Source organism: Aquamicrobium terrae (genome assembly GCF_052978165.1).
Window position 1 is genome coordinate 306,290 of sequence record NZ_JBRKLZ010000002.1, and the last position, 16,211, is coordinate 322,500.

The 16,211-nt window shown below is 64.2% G+C and carries 17 protein-coding genes; 10 read left to right on the forward strand and 7 right to left on the reverse strand.

Going from position 1 to position 16,211, the window contains the following annotated elements:
• Window positions 1–22: 22 nt before the first annotated feature.
• The 4 genes from ACVCNR_RS18705 to ACVCNR_RS18720 are packed head-to-tail and all read left to right on the forward strand — an operon-like array spanning window position 23 to window position 3,423.
• Window positions 23–1,195 (forward strand): ABC transporter substrate-binding protein, encoded by a 1,173-nt coding sequence (locus ACVCNR_RS18705; RefSeq protein WP_354195283.1) that lies wholly within the window; start codon window positions 23–25, stop codon window positions 1,193–1,195.
• Between the two features lie 4 nt (window positions 1,196–1,199).
• On the forward strand, window positions 1,200–1,904 hold the full coding sequence (locus ACVCNR_RS18710) for an ABC transporter ATP-binding protein (protein ID WP_447075992.1): 705 nt from the start codon (window positions 1,200–1,202) through the stop codon (window positions 1,902–1,904).
• A 3-nt stretch (window positions 1,905–1,907) separates the two neighbouring features.
• Window positions 1,908–2,789, forward strand: coding sequence for a branched-chain amino acid ABC transporter permease (locus ACVCNR_RS18715; RefSeq protein WP_354195279.1), 882 nt, complete (start codon window positions 1,908–1,910; stop codon window positions 2,787–2,789).
• Window positions 2,790–2,796: 7 nt separating this feature from the next.
• A complete protein-coding gene (locus ACVCNR_RS18720; protein ID WP_447075993.1) occupies window positions 2,797–3,423 on the forward strand; it encodes an FMN-binding negative transcriptional regulator in 627 nt (208 codons plus the stop codon).
• A gap of 23 nt (window positions 3,424–3,446) precedes the next feature.
• Here ACVCNR_RS18720 and ACVCNR_RS18725 read toward each other — a convergent pair whose 3' ends face one another.
• The 5 genes from ACVCNR_RS18725 to ACVCNR_RS18745 form a co-directional block, all read right to left on the reverse strand.
• Entirely contained in the window at window positions 3,447–4,238 is a 792-nt protein-coding gene (locus ACVCNR_RS18725) for a GGDEF domain-containing protein (RefSeq protein WP_447075994.1), read from the reverse strand.
• Between the two features lie 585 nt (window positions 4,239–4,823).
• Window positions 4,824–5,312, reverse strand: a complete 489-nt coding sequence (locus ACVCNR_RS18730; RefSeq protein ID WP_354195273.1) for a GlcG/HbpS family heme-binding protein — start codon at window positions 5,310–5,312, stop codon at window positions 4,824–4,826.
• A gap of 86 nt (window positions 5,313–5,398) precedes the next feature.
• Window positions 5,399–6,007 (reverse strand): response regulator transcription factor, encoded by a 609-nt coding sequence (locus ACVCNR_RS18735; protein ID WP_447075995.1) that lies wholly within the window; start codon window positions 6,005–6,007, stop codon window positions 5,399–5,401.
• Window positions 6,004–7,542: a sensor histidine kinase gene (locus tag ACVCNR_RS18740; RefSeq protein ID WP_447075996.1), complete on the reverse strand. Its 1,539-nt coding sequence runs from the start codon at window positions 7,540–7,542 to the stop codon at window positions 6,004–6,006. The genes ACVCNR_RS18735 and ACVCNR_RS18740 overlap by 4 nt, the downstream gene beginning before the upstream one ends.
• Window positions 7,543–7,731: 189 nt before the next feature.
• Window positions 7,732–8,628: a LysR substrate-binding domain-containing protein gene (locus ACVCNR_RS18745; RefSeq protein WP_447075997.1), complete on the reverse strand. Its 897-nt coding sequence runs from the start codon at window positions 8,626–8,628 to the stop codon at window positions 7,732–7,734.
• A 163-nt stretch (window positions 8,629–8,791) separates the two neighbouring features.
• Here ACVCNR_RS18745 and ACVCNR_RS18750 point away from each other — a divergent pair, with 163 nt between their 5' ends.
• From ACVCNR_RS18750 to speB, 6 genes are all read left to right on the forward strand, one after another.
• Window positions 8,792–9,628, forward strand: a complete 837-nt coding sequence (locus ACVCNR_RS18750) for a transporter substrate-binding domain-containing protein (RefSeq protein WP_447075998.1) — start codon at window positions 8,792–8,794, stop codon at window positions 9,626–9,628.
• Window positions 9,629–9,775: 147 nt separating this feature from the next.
• The gene (locus ACVCNR_RS18755) at window positions 9,776–10,483 is read left to right on the forward strand and encodes an ABC transporter permease (RefSeq protein WP_447075999.1); all 708 of its coding nucleotides are present in this window, start codon (window positions 9,776–9,778) and stop codon (window positions 10,481–10,483) included.
• 1 nt (window position 10,484) lies between these two features.
• Window positions 10,485–11,165: an ABC transporter permease gene (locus ACVCNR_RS18760; protein ID WP_447076000.1), complete on the forward strand. Its 681-nt coding sequence runs from the start codon at window positions 10,485–10,487 to the stop codon at window positions 11,163–11,165.
• 19 nt (window positions 11,166–11,184) lie between these two features.
• Window positions 11,185–12,252: a uroporphyrinogen decarboxylase family protein gene (locus ACVCNR_RS18765; protein WP_447076001.1), complete on the forward strand. Its 1,068-nt coding sequence runs from the start codon at window positions 11,185–11,187 to the stop codon at window positions 12,250–12,252.
• Window positions 12,242–13,009 (forward strand): ABC transporter ATP-binding protein, encoded by a 768-nt coding sequence (locus tag ACVCNR_RS18770; RefSeq protein ID WP_354195258.1) that lies wholly within the window; start codon window positions 12,242–12,244, stop codon window positions 13,007–13,009. The genes ACVCNR_RS18765 and ACVCNR_RS18770 overlap by 11 nt, the downstream gene beginning before the upstream one ends.
• Before the next feature lie 19 nt (window positions 13,010–13,028).
• A complete protein-coding gene (gene speB / locus ACVCNR_RS18775; protein WP_447076002.1) occupies window positions 13,029–14,084 on the forward strand; it encodes an agmatinase in 1,056 nt (351 codons plus the stop codon).
• A 52-nt stretch (window positions 14,085–14,136) separates the two neighbouring features.
• Here speB and ftsZ read toward each other — a convergent pair whose 3' ends face one another.
• Window positions 14,137–15,129, reverse strand: coding sequence for a cell division protein FtsZ (gene ftsZ, locus ACVCNR_RS18780; RefSeq protein WP_354195254.1), 993 nt, complete (start codon window positions 15,127–15,129; stop codon window positions 14,137–14,139).
• 145 nt (window positions 15,130–15,274) lie between these two features.
• Window positions 15,275–16,012 carry a DeoR/GlpR family DNA-binding transcription regulator gene (locus tag ACVCNR_RS18785; protein WP_354195252.1) on the reverse strand — a complete coding sequence of 246 codons (738 nt, stop codon included), beginning with the start codon at window positions 16,010–16,012 and terminating at the stop codon, window positions 15,275–15,277.
• Window positions 16,013–16,211 lie beyond the last annotated feature (199 nt).

Consider the following 16,211-nt stretch of genomic DNA (forward strand, 5'->3'; position numbering starts at 1 on the left):
ACCGTCCAGAAGGAGAACCGAAATGTCATTTCCGTCCCGTCTTCGACACACCCTTTTCGGCACCGCCGCCCTCGGCCTGTTGCTTGCCGGCACGCCGGCGGCACTCGCGGAAGACATCATCATCGGCGTCGCCACCGCCCAGACGGGTGGCCTGGCGCCCTATGACCAGCCGGCTCTGGCCGGCCTGCGGATGGCCGTCGACGAGTTGAACGCCAAGGGCGGCCTTGACGGCAAGTACAAGGTCAATCTGATGATCAAGGACACGCGCTCCGACACCGCCCAGACGGCGACCGCCGCGCAGGAACTGATCGACGCCGGCGCCAAGATCCTGATCACGCCCTGCGACGCCGATCCGTCAATCTCCGCCGGACAGCTCACCCAGCCGCTCGGCATCCCGACGCTGACGCTGTGCGGCACCGCGCCGGTGCTCACCGAGGCGGTCGGCGACGTCATGTTCGGCACCTATCCGGCCGACAATGTGCAGGCGACCGCCGTGGCCGAATTCGCCATCTCGGAAGGCAAGCGCACCGTCTACCTGCTGACCTCGCCCGACACCACCTATGTCGCCAACCTGCCGGAATATTTCGGCACGGTGTTCGAGAAGAAGGGCGGCAAGATCGTCGGGCGCGGCACCTTCACCATGAACCAGCCCGACTTCTCGGCCGAGATCACCAACATCAAGGCGCTGCCCGAGCAGCCCGACCTCATCATGACGGCCGCTTACGAGCCGGATTTCCCGGCCTTCATCCAGCAGCTTCGGGCTGCCGGCGTGACCATTCCGGTCTACGGTGCCGATGGCATCGGCACCCCCACCATCAAGGCGCTCGGCAAGCTGGTCGACGGCGTGGTCTATACCGGTGCCGGCTATCCGGAGCCCGGCAGCAAGCTGGAAGCGTTCAACGAGGCCTTCACCAAATATGCGGGCCATGCGCCGGAATCGACCTATGAGGCCAATGGCTATGAGATCGGCCTGATCCTCGACGAGGCGGTGCGCGTGGCCGGTTCCGACGACCCTGCCGCGATCCGCGACGCCATCGCCGGGCTCAAGGATTTCGAGGGCGTCACCGGCAAGATCACCTATGCCGGCACCGGCCGCATGCCGCTGCGCCCCGTCGTGCTGATGCGCTACGAGGATGGCGACGCCAAGTACATCGCGACGGTGATCCCCGACGCGGCCGACGTTCCCGCGCCGTGATGCCATGCTGAACGTCGAGGGCCTCAAGATCCGGTACGGCGAGGTGGAGGCGGTCCGCCGCGTCGATCTCGCTGTCGGCGAAGGCGAAATCGTCGCCCTTGTCGGGGCCAATGGCGCCGGCAAGAGCTCGACGCTCGGCGCCATTGCCGGCCTGGTGCCGGCGGCGGCCGGAAAGGTGGTGCTGGACGGCGCCGACGTCACCGGACTGGCGCCGGAGACAATCGCCCGCCGTGGCGTGGCGCTCGTGCCGGAAGGGCGGCGCATTTTCTCCAGCCTCAGTGTGGCGGAGAACCTGAGGCTCGGCGGTGCCATGCACCTGCCGGCCCCGGACATGCAGGCGCGAGAGGAAGAGATGCTTGATCTCTTCCCCATCCTGCGTCGCTATCACCAGATCAAGGGCGGCAATCTGTCGGGCGGCGAGCAGCAGATGCTGGCCATTGCCCGCGCCCTGATGTCGAAGCCGAGGCTGATCCTGCTCGACGAACCGTCGCTGGGGCTGGCGCCGCAGATCATCGATACGGTGTTCGACCTGATCGCCGACCTGCGCCGCAAGGGCCTGACCGTGCTTCTTGTCGAGCAGAACGTGGCGCTGGCGCTGGAAATCGCCGACCGCGCCACGGTGCTTTCCAATGGCGAGGTCGCGCTGGCTGGTACGGCCCGCGAACTCGCCACGTCCGACCTCGTGCGCCAAGCCTATCTCGGAGCCTGAGCCATGATCGCGCAGCAGATCATCAATGCGGTAAGCCTGGGCGGCGTCTATGCGCTTCTGGCGCTGGGTCTCGCCATCGTCTTCTCCATCGTCGGGCTCATCAATTTCGCCCATGGCGAGCTGATGACGCTGGCGGGCTACTCGCTGCTGGCCGCGCTCCTGTTCGGCCTGCCGTTTCCGGCCGCCGTCCTTGTCGCCGTCTGTTGCGCGGCGCTGGCGGCCGTGGCGATGGAGCGGATCGCCTTCCGGCCGATGCGGGGGGCCAGCGTCACCAGCCTGTTGCTGACCAGTTTTGCCGTCTCCAGCCTGTTGAAGGTGGTGTTCCAGAACGGTGTCTCGGCGCGCCCGCAGGCTGTCGCCATGCCCGGCTGGATGTCGGGGGCCTTCTCGATCGGCAACTTCACCATCGGCGTGGGGCCGGCCATCTCCATCGTCGTCTCGGTGCTGGCGCTGATCGCGCTGGAACTGTTCCTGCGCCGCTCGGTGACGGGCACGGCCATGCGCGCGGCGGCGGAGGATTTCGATGTCGTGCGCTTGATGGGCATCCCGGCAAACCGCATCATCGCCACCGCCTTTCTGCTCTCCGGGTTGCTGGCCGGTCTGGCGGCGATGCTGTGGGTGGCGAGCCGTGCCTCGGTCGATCCGTTGATGGGATTCACGCCCGTGCTCAAGGCGTTCATCGCGGCGGTCGTCGGAGGTTTGGGCAGTCTTCCCGGCGCGGTTGCCGGGGGTTTCCTGCTGGGCGTCATCGAGGTGCTGCTTCAGGCGACCCTGCCGCCCGCCCTTGCGCCCTATCGCGACGCCATCGTCCTGTCGGGTGTCATCGCTGTCCTGCTGGTCCGCCCGCAAGGCCTCATCCCGGCGGTGCGCGTCCAGAGGAGTTGAAGCGCAAGTGTACACCAAGCCCGAATTCGCGCCCTTGTCGCAGGACGAGGTGTTCGGTCTGATCGAGGCGGCCGCTTTCGCCACAGTTGTGACCTCGGGACCGCAGGGGCTCGTCGCCTCGCATCTGCCCTTTGTCCTCCACCGCCAGCGTGGGGAAAACGGCACGCTGGTCTCACATCTTGCCGCCGCCAATGCGCACAATACCCTGCTTGCCGAGGGGCGCGAAACGCTCGCCATCTTCCAGGGCCCGCACGGCTACATCTCCTCCTCCTGGTATCCGCGCCAGCCGGAACGCGACAGCGCGCCGACCTGGAATTTCGCGGTCGTGCATTGCCACGGCCGGCCGCTGCTGCTCGACCGGCGGGCGACCGCCCGTCACCTGCTGGAACTGGTCGACATTCTGGAGGCGGACCGCGCCGACCGCTGGCGTATGCGCGAACTGGGTTCCGGCGGCATGGAACGCCGCCTGCCGCACGTCGTTGGTTTCGAAATCCCGATCGCGCGGCTGGAGGCGAAATTCAAGATGGGGCAGGACGAACGGCTCTACGATACCGAAGCAGCCATCAAGGCCGTGCAGCAGGACAATCCGTCCCTGGCCGGTTTGATGAAGAAGCACAACGCCCATCGCAGTTGAGTTTGGCCGTACAGGGCTGCAAATCAGGCGGTTCTTTCTGGATCGACCACGATGCGGTTTCGCCCTGCATTCTTTGCCTGATAGAGGCATGCATCTGCCTTTTCCAACAGGTGCGTGAAGGAATGCGTATTCAGGGAGCCGTGGCTGATGCCAAAGCTGGCGGTGAGCCTGATGTCCTTTCCTTGAAAGAGCATGGGCTCGTCCTCGATTGCCTTCCGAAGCGTTTCAGCAAGCCTGGATGCATGACGGATGTTCTTGCCCGGCAACAGGATGATGAATTCCTCGCCGCCGATACGGGCGATGAGGTCATCCTTTTGAAACACCCTGCGGATCAGTTGCGCGCACCGCTTGATTGCCTGATCTCCGGCCGCGTGCCCATGATTGTCGTTCACCGCCTTGAAATGATCGATGTCCAGCAGCACGAGCGCCGCCTCTTTTGACGCACCGGCTCTTTTGATGAGCTCGGGCAGGTCCTGAATGCTCCAGCGGTTGTACAGGCCCGTGAGGGGGTCGCGAAGTGCGGTTTCGCGCAGACTGGCGACGCTGCGTTCATAGGCCAGTGACAGCGAGAATGCCCCGCTGGCGCTGATATGGATCGTGGCAGCGATCAGATTGAGGTCGAGAAAGATGTCGGCCGGCAGCAGGTTGTCCATGCCACGGTCCAGAAAGAGGCCCTGGACAACGCGCAACAGCGATGATGCGGCAACCGCTCCATAGGCGAACACCAATCCCCACCGGGAGGGAAGTTGTTCCCGTTCCAGTATGATCGATATAATGATTGCCAGAATCTGGGCCGCTATGACGCCGTTGGTCAATCCAAAGATCAGCCCCCCTGCCGAGAAGTGGGGAGAGCAGGAGCGCCAGAGCTACGAAGAGGCCCAACGCCAGAAACCATGCGGAGGATGAGTTATGCCCGAAAAAGGTTCTGATCGCGCGCCATCGCAAGCCCAGGCCGATGACCAGGAGGCAGTTCGGAAGCAGTAGTGCCTCCGGTGTTCCGTTGATGTGGTGTGAAAAGATGACGAAGGCGGCAGCGAAGATAACGTTCGACGCGACAAGAAAGGTCCAGTAGCGACGGTCATTGTGCCCGAGTCCCGCGAACGCAAAAGCGACGGCGAACACAATCAGCAACAGTGCATTCACCATGAACATGGTTTGCTGATCGAGACTAGTCAGAGTTCCGGTCTCCGTCGCCAAGTTGCCTGCCGAGGCTCTTCTACATGGCAAGTCTGAACAAATAGGTGCGAGAAAGCGCGCAGGACACTGCCATCGTGGATTACCCGGCTTCCATCAGGCGCAGCCGGTCCGGGCATCAAATCCTGTCATGTCCCTGGGCAACACCTCCTGAAACGAAAACGGCCCGCCGGCGGGGCGGGCCGTTTCCTTTCCATAGCAGCAGCTTATTCGGTGGCGGCGCCGATCGCCTTCAGGCCGGCAACGGCACAGCCGGCGTCGATATCGCCCGAGGGGGCGCCGCCGACGCCGATGCCGCCGACCAGCGCGTTGCCGATCTTGACCGGCAGGCCGCCGGCCTGAATGACCATGCGCGCATCCATGTCGCGCAGGCCTTCATTGGCAGGCTTGGAGGAGATGAAGTCGGCGAGGCCGGCGGTATCGCGGCCCATGGCGGCGGAGGTGAAGGCCTTGCCCTGCGCGCTCGTGCCGGTGTGCGGGCCGGCATTGTCGGCTTTCAGCAGCACCTTGGTCGAGCCGTCGCGCGCCACGATGGCGACGCTGACATTGTGGCCTTCAGCGGCGCAGGCCTTCAGCGCGGTATCCGCAGCCTGGCTGGCCAGCTCGAGCGGCAGATAGGGGGCGGTCGGCAGTTCCTGCGCTGCGGCGGCGAGAGGGGAAAGCAGCGTGGCGGCGAGAACGAGGGTGCGGATCATCTTGGTTCCTTTCCAGTTGATGAAAGGAAGCTAATCCACGCGTCGTATCATCGGTATTCGTAGGCCTTGCGGCAATATCCGTAGTTCTACGGAGCCTCGCGCCCCTCAAGCCACAGCCGCGTCATCTCGGCCTGCGAGGTGGTGCCGAGCTTGGCGCCGATGGCGGCGCGATGGCTTTCCACGGTGCGTGGCGAGAGCCCCAGCCCCTCGGCGATCTGGCGGCTGGTGAAGCCCCCGGCGATGCGGCCCAGCACCTCGCTCTCGCGTGGCGTCAGCGCTGCCAGCAGCGCCAGCGTTTCCGCCTTCTCGGCGCGGCGGCTGAGCATGCGCTCCAGCGCCTCCTGGCCTTTCTGGATTGCGTCGATCAGGTCCTGCTCGTCGACCGGCTTCGACAGGAAATCGACTGCGCCATTGCGGAACGCGCGGCGGCAGGCCTCGATGTCGCCATGGCCGGAAATAACGATGGTCGGCCAGTCGATGCCCTGTTCGACCAGTCGCTCCTGCACCTTCAGGCCGGAGATGGCCGGCATCCTGATGTCGAGTATCAGGCAGCCGGGCGCGAGTTTCGGCACCTGTGCCAGGAATACCTGCGGATCGGCGAAACCCGTGACTTTGATGTCGACCGTGGACAGGAGCAGGGCCAGCGCATGACGCACCGCCTCGTCATCGTCGACCAGATAGACGGGACGGGTCATTGCGCGGCCTCCGCCAGACTTTCGTTGCACGGCAGGACGACCCGGAAGGTGGCGCCGGGCCCGCCCTCGACCAGCGCGATTTCCCCGCCGGCGCGCTCCACCAGGCGCTGGCTCAACGCCAGGCCGAGCCCCGTGCCGCCGGTGCGGGTCGTGGTGAACGGCGTGAACAGGCGTGGACGCAGTTCTCCGGATATGCCGGGGCCGTTGTCGGCAATGTCCAGCACCACCTTGTTCTCCGTCTGTTGCAGCGTCACCGCCACCACTGCCGCGCTGCCCTTGCTGGCGGTGGCATCGATGGCATTGCGCACCAGATTGAACACCACCTGTTCCATTTCCACCGGATCGGCGATCACGAGGGCGGCATGCGCCGGCAGGTCGAAGGTCAGTCGCATGCCATGTGTCGCGGCCTGTGGGCCAAGCAGGGCTTCCACGTTCCTCAAGGCGTTGCGGAGGTCGAAGGCCGATGTCGGGGCCTTCTGGGGCCGCGACCAGTTGCGAAACCGTTCCAGAATGGCGGAAGCCCGGCGTGCCTGCGTCACCGTATCGCCGAGAACCGGCGCCAGAGCCGCCATGTCGCCCCGGCCCAACATCCGCTGCCCGGCCTGCGCCTGCGCTAGAATGGCGGTGAGCGGTTGCGTCAGCTCATGCGCGAGGCCGCTGGCCATCTCGCCCAGCGCATTGACGCGCGAGGCATGGGCAAGGCGCGAATCCAGCGCGCTCAGCCGCGCCTGCTCCATCGCCCGACGCGTTCGCGCCCGCTGGCGCAGGATGGCCAGGGCGGCGAGATAGATCAGGCAGACGGCGAGAAGCGCCGAACCGGTTTTCACCGGAGGAAAGAGGTCGGCAAGGCCGATCCGCATCCCGGTCTGCAGGAGAAGCGGCTGGGAGGCGCTGCCGATCGCCTTGGAGAACCGGATCGTCTGCGGCGCCCCGCGATAGCCGACGAGCGCGTGGCCATCCGGCAGGGACAGGCCGAGCGTGACACCGGGCCGCGCCCAGAACGGACCGCCTTCGCCGAGCAGCTTTTCGGCATCGATGCCGAGCATCAGCCCGTAGCGCGCCGCGTCCGAATTGGGGCTGCGCTTGACCATGATGTAGCGGTGCGGCTTGCCGGGATGCGGCATGAGGGCGATGCGCCCGTCCGACGCCCGCGCGGCCGAGCGGACGAGGTCCGCTGTTGCGGGGGCGAGGGCTTCGGTGCCAACCGTCGCGCCCGGCGGTTCGAGCGGCACGAGCTGCACCTCGTCGATGCGCGGGTAGAAGCGCGAGATCGTCGCGGCGACGTCGAGAAAAAGGTCGTGCCGCGCGCCGTCGGCGGCCACTGCGATCGCCGACAGGGCCGTCATGTGCGCGTCGTGCTGGTCGGCGCGCTGCGAAACCAGCCGGTGCAGGACGCTGCTTTCCTCCTCCAGTTCGGCGATCAGCGCATGGCGCTGGAAGATCGCCAGCGCGGCGGTCGCGACGAGCAGCAGGAGGCAGCCGATGGCGACAAGCCTGGGCGTGCTTTCAAGGATGGAACGGCGGCTGCTTGTCATGAGTGCATTCTTGCAGTTTACGCACGCGACTGAAATCCATCCTGTCGCTTTCGTCGCTGCACCGTTTTCTTCTACCGCATGTGGTGTGGCCCTGGTGACAACCACAGCCTGCACCGAGACACCCGGAGATACAGGATTTGTCTTTCCCCGACACGATTGATTGCAGCGGAGCAGGGGGTGGCGTCATCGTCAGTCCACCGGCACCTGTTGTGCAAATTTGTTCCGAAACCAGCCAACCGTTGCGGCTGCGCCGGCTTTATGGACGATATCGTCACGAGTGATGATAAAAAGTGAGTTCGACGTCCTGACCGATTGCCGGAAGGGGCGCACCAGTTGCCCCTGCTGCAAATAGTGGGCGGAGCTGATGCTGCCGCAGAGTGCCACGCCAAACCCGTATCGGCAGGCTTCGGTGGTATTGAGGGCGTTGCCCAGATAGTGCCGCTGGTCCGAAAGGTCGTCCGTCATGCCTATGCTCCCCAGCCAGGAGTCCCATTCATAGCCGTCGTCGGCGCATAGAATGGGAAACTGGCGCAGGTCGGCCGGTGTTTGGAGGGTCTTGCCCGTTTCCAGCAATTGCGGACTGCAGACGGGAAACAGATAGATGTCGGACAGGAGCTCCACTGTGCGGCCCGGCCATGCGCCATTGCCGTAGCGGATGCAGATGTCGACGTCGCGGGACTGGATTTCCCGATCGTCGTTGGACGGAATGACCCGCAGCCGCAGATCTGGATACTGCTTGTGGAACCCGGCAAGCTGGTGAGTCAACCAGTGGCCGGCAAAGCCCGGCGGAGCGCTGAGAATGACCTCGCCCTTTATCATGTCGCCCTGGCGCAGGATTTGCGGGATCTCTTCCAGCGATTTAAGCCCGCGCCGTGCGATCTCGTAGATCGCCATGCCCTCCATCGTAAGTTCGATGCGATTGCCGTGGCGAATGAAAAGCATCACCCCGAGGCTGGTCTCGAGAATGCGAATCTGCTGACTGATCGCGCCATGCGTGACATGCAGTTCCTTGCCCGCGAGCGTGAAGGAGCCGAGGCGGGCCGCGGTCTCGAACGCGCGCAGGGCATTCAGCGGAGGAAGGCGCATGGGTCACTCCTGCGGGACATCGATGGGGAGCGTGCGCTGTACCTGTTAGGATTTCTAACGGAATAAGTAAAGATATTATCGATTGTGTTAATATCCCTCTTTCCGTGATAGTTCGCCGGAACTGGTGGCTGCGCCCGTCGGTGCGCGCAAGGTGGAGGAGCCCATGAAGACCAAGTTGACGTTCGTCGGTGCCGCGTTCGTGCTCGCGGCGACCACAGGCATCGCACAGGCGGATCCGATCCGCATCGGCACCGAGGGGGCATATCGCCCCTGGAATTTCGTCAACGAGAAGGGCGAGCTCGACGGGTTCGAGATCGAGCTTGCCAAGAATCTCTGTCAGCGGCTGAACAGCGAATGCACGTTCATCCAGAACAGCTGGGATGGGCTGCTGCCGGGCCTCGACGCCGGACGCTACGACGTCCTGTTTTCAGGCTTCGCCATGACGGCGAGCCGCGCCGAGACCGCCGGCATGGCCGGGCCCTATGCGATACTGGCAATGACTTTCTACACCGTCGCCGACAGCCCGCTGGCGAGCGCCGATGCCGAAGGCGTCGTGTCCTTCGACCGCGACCCCAAGGCCGCCGAGGAGGCCATCCAGAAAATGCGCACCCTTTTGACGGGGCATACGGTCGGCGTCTCCGCATCCGGTCTCAGCGCACGGTTCGTGGAGAGCTATTTCGATGGTTCCGCCGATCTGAAGCGCTATCGCCGGCTGGACGAGATCGACATCGATGTCAGTTCGGGGCGTGTGGCTGCGGGACTGACGCAGCTTTCCTACGCAACCGACATGATCGCGCGCACGAAGGACGTCTCCTACAAATTGATCGGCCCCGCCTTTGAAGGCGGCATGCTCGGCCAGGGCGTGGGCGCTCTGGTCGCGAAAGGCAACAGTGATCTGCAGCAGAAGTTCCAGACCGTGATCGACGAGGCCATCAAGGACGGCACGATCCGCGAACTCAGCGAGAAGTGGTTCAGTTCGGACATGACACCGGTCCGCTAGGGCCCTGATGTCCCGCGGGAGAGGGGCCATCCTCTCCCGTCGCAATCCGGCATCGCCCAATGTGGCGGCTGTGGGAGGCGGCTTCGTCGCCCAGGTGAATCACCCATCCGCGCAAGGTCCCAGGACCTGTGGCGCGAGAGGAACATCATGGATTTCTCGCCTTTATGGGAAGGTGTCTGGGGCGGCCTGATGCTGCGGGCCGCGGCGATGACGCTGATCGTTGCGTTCCTGGCTTTCCTGCTTGGCCAGGTCATCGGCCTCGGCCTGACGCTGGCGCGCCTCTCCGGCGTGGGCCTGCTTGCCCGTGCCGCCGAGACCTACACGATGGTGGTTCGCGGCGTGCCGGAACTGCTGATTATCTACCTGATCTTCTTTGGCGGAAGTTCCACGCTCGGCTGGTTCGCAAGCTGGTTCGGCCATCAGGGCTACATCGAGGTAAGTCCGCTCCTGACCGGGGTGGTCGCGATCGGCATGATCTGCGGCGCCTATTCGAGCGAGGTGATCCGCGGCGCCATCCTGGCGGTGCCGGTCGGTCAGGTGGAGGCCGCGATTTCCTTCGGCATGTCGAGGCTGCTGCGCGCGCGGCGGATAGTTGGACCGCAGGCCCTTCGTTATGCGCTGCCGGGACTCGGCAACATCTGGCTGACGACGATCAAGGAGACGTCGCTGATTTCCGTCGTCGGCCTGGTCGAGATCATGCGCCAGGCAACGGTCGCGGGCGCTTCGCTGCGGCAGCCGTTCACCTTCTACATCGTCGCCGCCGCGATCTATCTGGTGCTTACCGGGGGGTCGGTGCTGATGATCGGCAGGGCCGAGCGCCGTTTCGGGCGCGGCAGCATGGCAGCGGGGGCATAACATGGAATTCTATGCCTATGTCCTCTTAGAACTGGCCAAGGGATTGCCGCTGACGCTGCAAATCGTGGGTGTCAGCCTGGTCTGCAGCTTCGCCCTCGGCCTGTGTCTCGCGCTCGCCCATCACTACGGCCCGGTCTGGGCGCAGATGCTTGTGCGCGGCTATCTGGCGATATTCCGGGGCCTGCCCCTGCTCATCCAGATCTACGTGATCTATTTCGGCCTTGCCCAATTCGCCGTCGTGCGCGGCAGCATCCTGTGGCCGATCCTGCGCGAGCCTTTCTGGTGCGCGGTGATTGCGATCTCGGCATGCGCCGGGGCCTATGCATCGGAGATTTTCAGGGGCGGTCTCCTGTCGGTCTCGTCCAAGGACATTGATGCCGCGCGCGCATTCGGCATGTCGAGACTGCTTATGCTGCGCCGGATCGTGCTGCCGCTGACCTTGCGCCAGGCATTGCCGGCCTATGGTAACGAGATCATCTACCTTGTGAAGATGAGCGCCGTCGCCTCGATCATCACCTTGCCGGAGGTGACGGCCCGCGCCTTCACCATCGTCACCGAAACCTTCCGCGTGTTCGAGGTCCTCGCCATTGCGGGGGCGATCTATCTCGCGATCAACTTTATCGCCGCGTTTGCGGTGCGCTGTGTGGAGAAGGCACTCGAGCCGTCTCCGCCGCGGAACTGACACCAATCGGGAGTTCGTCATGAGCGGTAGACTTGGGCCCCTGGCGGGGCGGGCGAAGCTCGACCATTGGCAGCGCCTGGCGGGCGCCATGGCCGGCGGGCCGATCGATCGCCTGCCGGTCAGCCTCTGGCGGCATTTTCCCGTAGAGGACGAAACGGCCGCGGGGCTGGCCGAGGCCAATGTCCGCTGGCAGCGCCGCTTCCAGTTCGACCTTGTCAAGTTCATGCCCACCGGCACCTTCAGCGTCGAGGACTGGGGTGTCAGGACAGACTATGTGCCATCGGTTTTCGGCACCCGCAGGGTGCTGGCGCTGGGGGCCGAGAAGATCGCGGACTGGGAAAGGCTCAGGCCGCTCGATCCCGGGGCAGGCTGCCTGGGGGTGCAGGTCGAAGGCCTGGCGCGGACGGTGACGGCGCTGGATGGCGAGGCGCCGGTTCTGCTGACCGCTTTCAGCCCGCTCACCACCGCTCTCAAGCTTGCCGGCAGAGACGGGTTGCACGCCGTCATGCGCGAGGCCCCGGATGTTCTCGAAGCCGCGCTTGAAGTGATAACCGAAACGACGATCCGCTTTATCGAGGCTTCGGTGCAAGGCGGTGCACATGGCCTGTTTCTGGCGACGCAATGCGCCGATGCCGCAATCATGTCGCGTGACGACTACACGCGTTTCGGGATACCGTTCGACCTGAAGGTCCTGGGATCGGCCGCCGCGCAACTTCCCTTTCGCATGCTGCACATTCATGGTGAAGCGGCCTATTTCGACATGCTGGCAAGCTATCCGGTCAATATGCTGAACTGGCATGACCGCATGGCGTCACCTCCGCTCGCGGTGGGGCGTTCGCTGTTTCCCGGCCTTGTCGCGGGGGGGCTCAACGAGGAAGGGCCTGTCTCCGGCAGCGATGTCGCGGCCTCGCGGCGGCACCTTCGGGAGGCGCTGGGCAGCCGGTTGGCCCCGCGCACGATGATCGCGCCCGGTTGCTCGCTGACGATGACGACGACGGACGAGATGATCGATGCGCTGATCGACGAAATCGCGTGTCACGGTATGGCGCAGGAAGGATCGCGGGAGGAGGTTGCCGATGAACAATGAAATGCCTGTGGTCCGGGTCGAGGGGCTGGAGAAGAGCTTTGGCGCGCTTAAGGTTCTGAAGGGAATATCGCTGGAGGCGCGGCAGGGGGACGTGATTTCCATCCTGGGACGCTCGGGATCGGGAAAGAGCACGTTCCTGCGCTGCCTCAACCTTCTGGAGAGGCCTGACACGGGGGCCATATCGATCGCCGGTCATGAGGCCGCATTCCCGGAGAAGCCGGGGAGCGGGAAGCTGTCGCACCGGGCGATGGAGCGGCTGCGTGCCTCGACCGGCATGGTCTTTCAGAGTTTCAACCTCTGGAGCCACAAGACGGCACTGGAGAACATCATCGAGGCGCCGGTCCACGTCCTCGGGCGCCCGAAGGCCGAGTGCGTCGAGGAAGCACGGCGGTTGCTGGCCCGGGTCGGACTGGCGGATCGGGCCGACTACTATCCGATGCATCTTTCCGGCGGGCAACAGCAGCGTGTTGCGATTGCCCGCGCCCTGGCGATGCGTCCGAAGGTGATGCTCTTCGACGAGCCGACATCGGCACTCGATCCGGAACTCGTCGGCGAGGTGCTTCAGGTCATGCGGGGGCTGGCGCAGGAGGGGATGACGATGCTGGTGGTCACGCATGAAATCGCGTTCGCGCGCGATGTTTCCACTCGCATCGTCTTCTTCAGCGAGGGACAGGTCGAGGTGGATGGCTCGCCGCACGAGGTTTTCTCCGCACCGCCCAGCGAAAGTTTCCGCAAGTTCCTCTCCAACCATGCATGAGAAAAACTGGAAGTCCGATATGACCTGGAATGCCGAAAAGCTCGACGAACTGCGAACGCTCTTTTCCGACAAGGATGGCGGCACGATGCACGATCCGGAGTTTGCCCGGATCGCCGGCCATATCTTTCGTGACGGTGGCCGCAGGCAGTTTCCCTATGCCGGGCATCCGACGCTGCTGGACGCGCCGGCCATGGTGCTGGGTTCGTCCGATGACGATCTGGCGAAGCTTCAGGTGGCGCTCTATGGCATGCCGATGGATCTCGGCGTCACCAATCGCGGCGGGGCGCGGTTCGGCCCAAGGGCCTTGCGTGGCATAGAGCGGACGGGACCCTATAACGATGTGCTGCATTGCGCCCCTGTGCATGAGATGCGCGTGGCCGATATCGGCGATGTTCCCTTCAAGAGCCGCTTCGACCTTGCGACCAGCCATTCCGATATCGAAGCCTTCGTGGGGTGCCTCGTCGAGGCGGGTGTGATGCCGCTTGGCGTCGGCGGCGACCATTCAGTCTCCCATCCGGTCCTGCGCGCTATCGGCGCCCGCCGCGCGGTCGGCATGATCCATATCGATGCCCATTGCGACACCGGTGGCCCGTATGAGGGCGAGAAGTTTCACCACGGCGGCCCTTTTCGCAATGCGGTCCTGGACGGTGTCCTCGATCCGACACGCACCATCCAGATCGGCATACGTGGCTCGGCGGCCTACATCTGGGAGTTCTCCCGCATGTCTGGAATGACGGTGATCGAAGCGCACCGCATTGGCGAACTGGGGATTCCCGCGATCGTGGAAATGGCGCGAAAGGTCGTGTGGGACGGCCCGACCTACCTGTCGTTCGATATCGACAGCCTCGATCCGGCCTTCGCGCCGGGTACAGGCACGCCGGAGGCCGGAGGGTTCACGATGCGTGAAGCCCTGGCGCTGGTGCGGGGGTTCAAGGGCGTGAATTTCGTTGGCGGTGACGTGGTGGAAGTCGCGCCCGCCTACGATCCCACAACCAACACCGCTCAAAACGGGTCGCAAATACTCTTCGAGCTTCTCAGCCTGATGCAGTTCAGCCCTTCCTTGCCCGCCCGATAGCGTGATCCGCCCGGCGCGGGGAGGGGTGGGGCGGCATCGCGCCGCCCTATCCTCAGGCGGTCCCGTGTTCCAGTTCGATCACCCGGGTGCTCTGCCGCAGGCCCGTCGCAACGACCGATACCCTGAACCTGCCTTCCAGGGCCTGGTCGAATATGGCGCCGACGATGATGTCGGCGTCGGCGTCGACTTCCTCGCGGATGCGGGTTGCCGCCTCGTCGACCTCGAAAAGCGTCATGTCCGGCCCGCCGGAGATCGAGACCAGCACACCCCGGGCACCGCCCATCGACACCTCGTCGAGAAGCGGGTTTGCAATGGCCGCTTCCGCCGCCGCCTTTGCCCGGCCCTGTCCCGAGGCCTCGCCCGTTCCCATCATCGCCCGGCCCATGTCGCGCATCACCGACCGCACGTCGGCGAAGTCGAGATTGATAAGCCCCTCCTTTACGATCAGGTCGGTGATGCAGCCGACGCCCGCATAGAGGACCCGGTCGGCCAGGGAGAAGGCGTCAACGAAGGTCGTCTTGGCATCGGCGATCCTGAAGAGGTTCTGGTTCGGGATGACGATCACCGTATCGGCGCATTCGCGAAGCCGCTCGATTCCCGCCTCCGCCGCTTGCATGCGGCGGCTGCCCTCGAAGGCAAACGGCTTGGTGACGACGGCCACGGTCAGGATGCCTGCCTGTCGGGCGGCCTGTGCGATCACGGGTGAGGCGCCTGTTCCTGTCCCGCCCCCCATGCCGGCGGTCACGAAACACATATGGGTTCCGGCAAGATGATCCATGATCTCGTCGATCGACTCCTGCGCGGCCGCATTGCCCACCTCGGGCACGGAACCGGCTCCCAGCCCTTCCGTGACACCGGCGCCCAACTGGATCAGGCGCGATGCCTTCGACGCGGCAAGAGCCTGGGCATCCGTATTGGCGACGAGGAATTCCGCGCCCTGCAACCCGGCCGTGATCATGTTATTGACGGCATTCCCACCGCCACCGCCCACGCCGATCACGGTGATCCTGGGCTTCATCTCGATAATTTCGGGTTTGGCGTTCATTGCTGTTTTCCTTGCAGGCGCTCTTCATGCCGGTATTCGGCCGGGGCAATGGAGCTACGAATCAGAGCAACACCCGCCTTGGAGAGGGAAGCAGACCGGGACTTCGCTCGCAAGTGTTGCCTTCGATCCGGGCGGGCCGGGCCGGCTAGGGTGCCGCCGAAGGCGATGGGCCGTGGCCGGGTTTTCCGATCCAGGCGTCGAATTCGTTCACCTGGGCGAAGGTTGCCGGACGAAGCTTGCCCCATTTGGAAGTATCGGCGACCAGGAAGCGCCTCTGCGAGCGGGCAATCGCCGCCCGCTTCACCGCCACTTCATGGAAATGGAAACAGGTGACGCCTTCTGTCTCGTGCACGCCCGCGGCCGAGAAAAAGCCCTTGGTGATGTTGATCTCCTGCAGCATCTTCAACGCCGTTTCCGAACTGAAACTGCCGCTTTCGGCATGATAGATGCCGGCGAGCAGGATGAGGTTCACCCCCTCGATGCGCGCCACGATCTCGGCGATGTTGAGCGCCTGCGTCACAACGGTGATATTGGCGTTCTGTGGAATGCGCGAGGCGAGATGCGGCAGGGTGGAGCCGCAATCGATGAAGATCGTGTCTTCGGGCGCGATCAACTCAGCCGCCTGCAACGCCACCTCGATCTTGGCCTGGGTGTTCGTGCCCTGCGCGTGCGAAAGCGAGTAGCGCTCGCCATTGTCGCTGGCGAACATGAGATAGCCGCCAAGGCGCAGAATGCCGCTGTCGTTGTCGCTCAGATCGCGCCGGATAGTGATCTCGGAGGTTTCGAGCTGTTTTGCGGCATCGGCAATGTGGACGATGGCTCCCGATGCGCACATCTTTCGGAGCGCCTGAATGCGTGCTGCCCGTCCGGATGGTCTTGCCACGTTTTTCTCCAAGGCCTGATGGGTTCGTGATGCTTCCTAGCGAAAACCGCTTTTCCCAAAAACCGCTATTTGCAGAGGCTTGCAGGTTTTGATCAAACATGATCATATTGAAGTGAATTGATCAATATGCTCGCGATATTGAGTAGATTCAATCAACATCCAATCTCCCGCCCGCCCGGGGCGGCGCGGCTGTACAGAG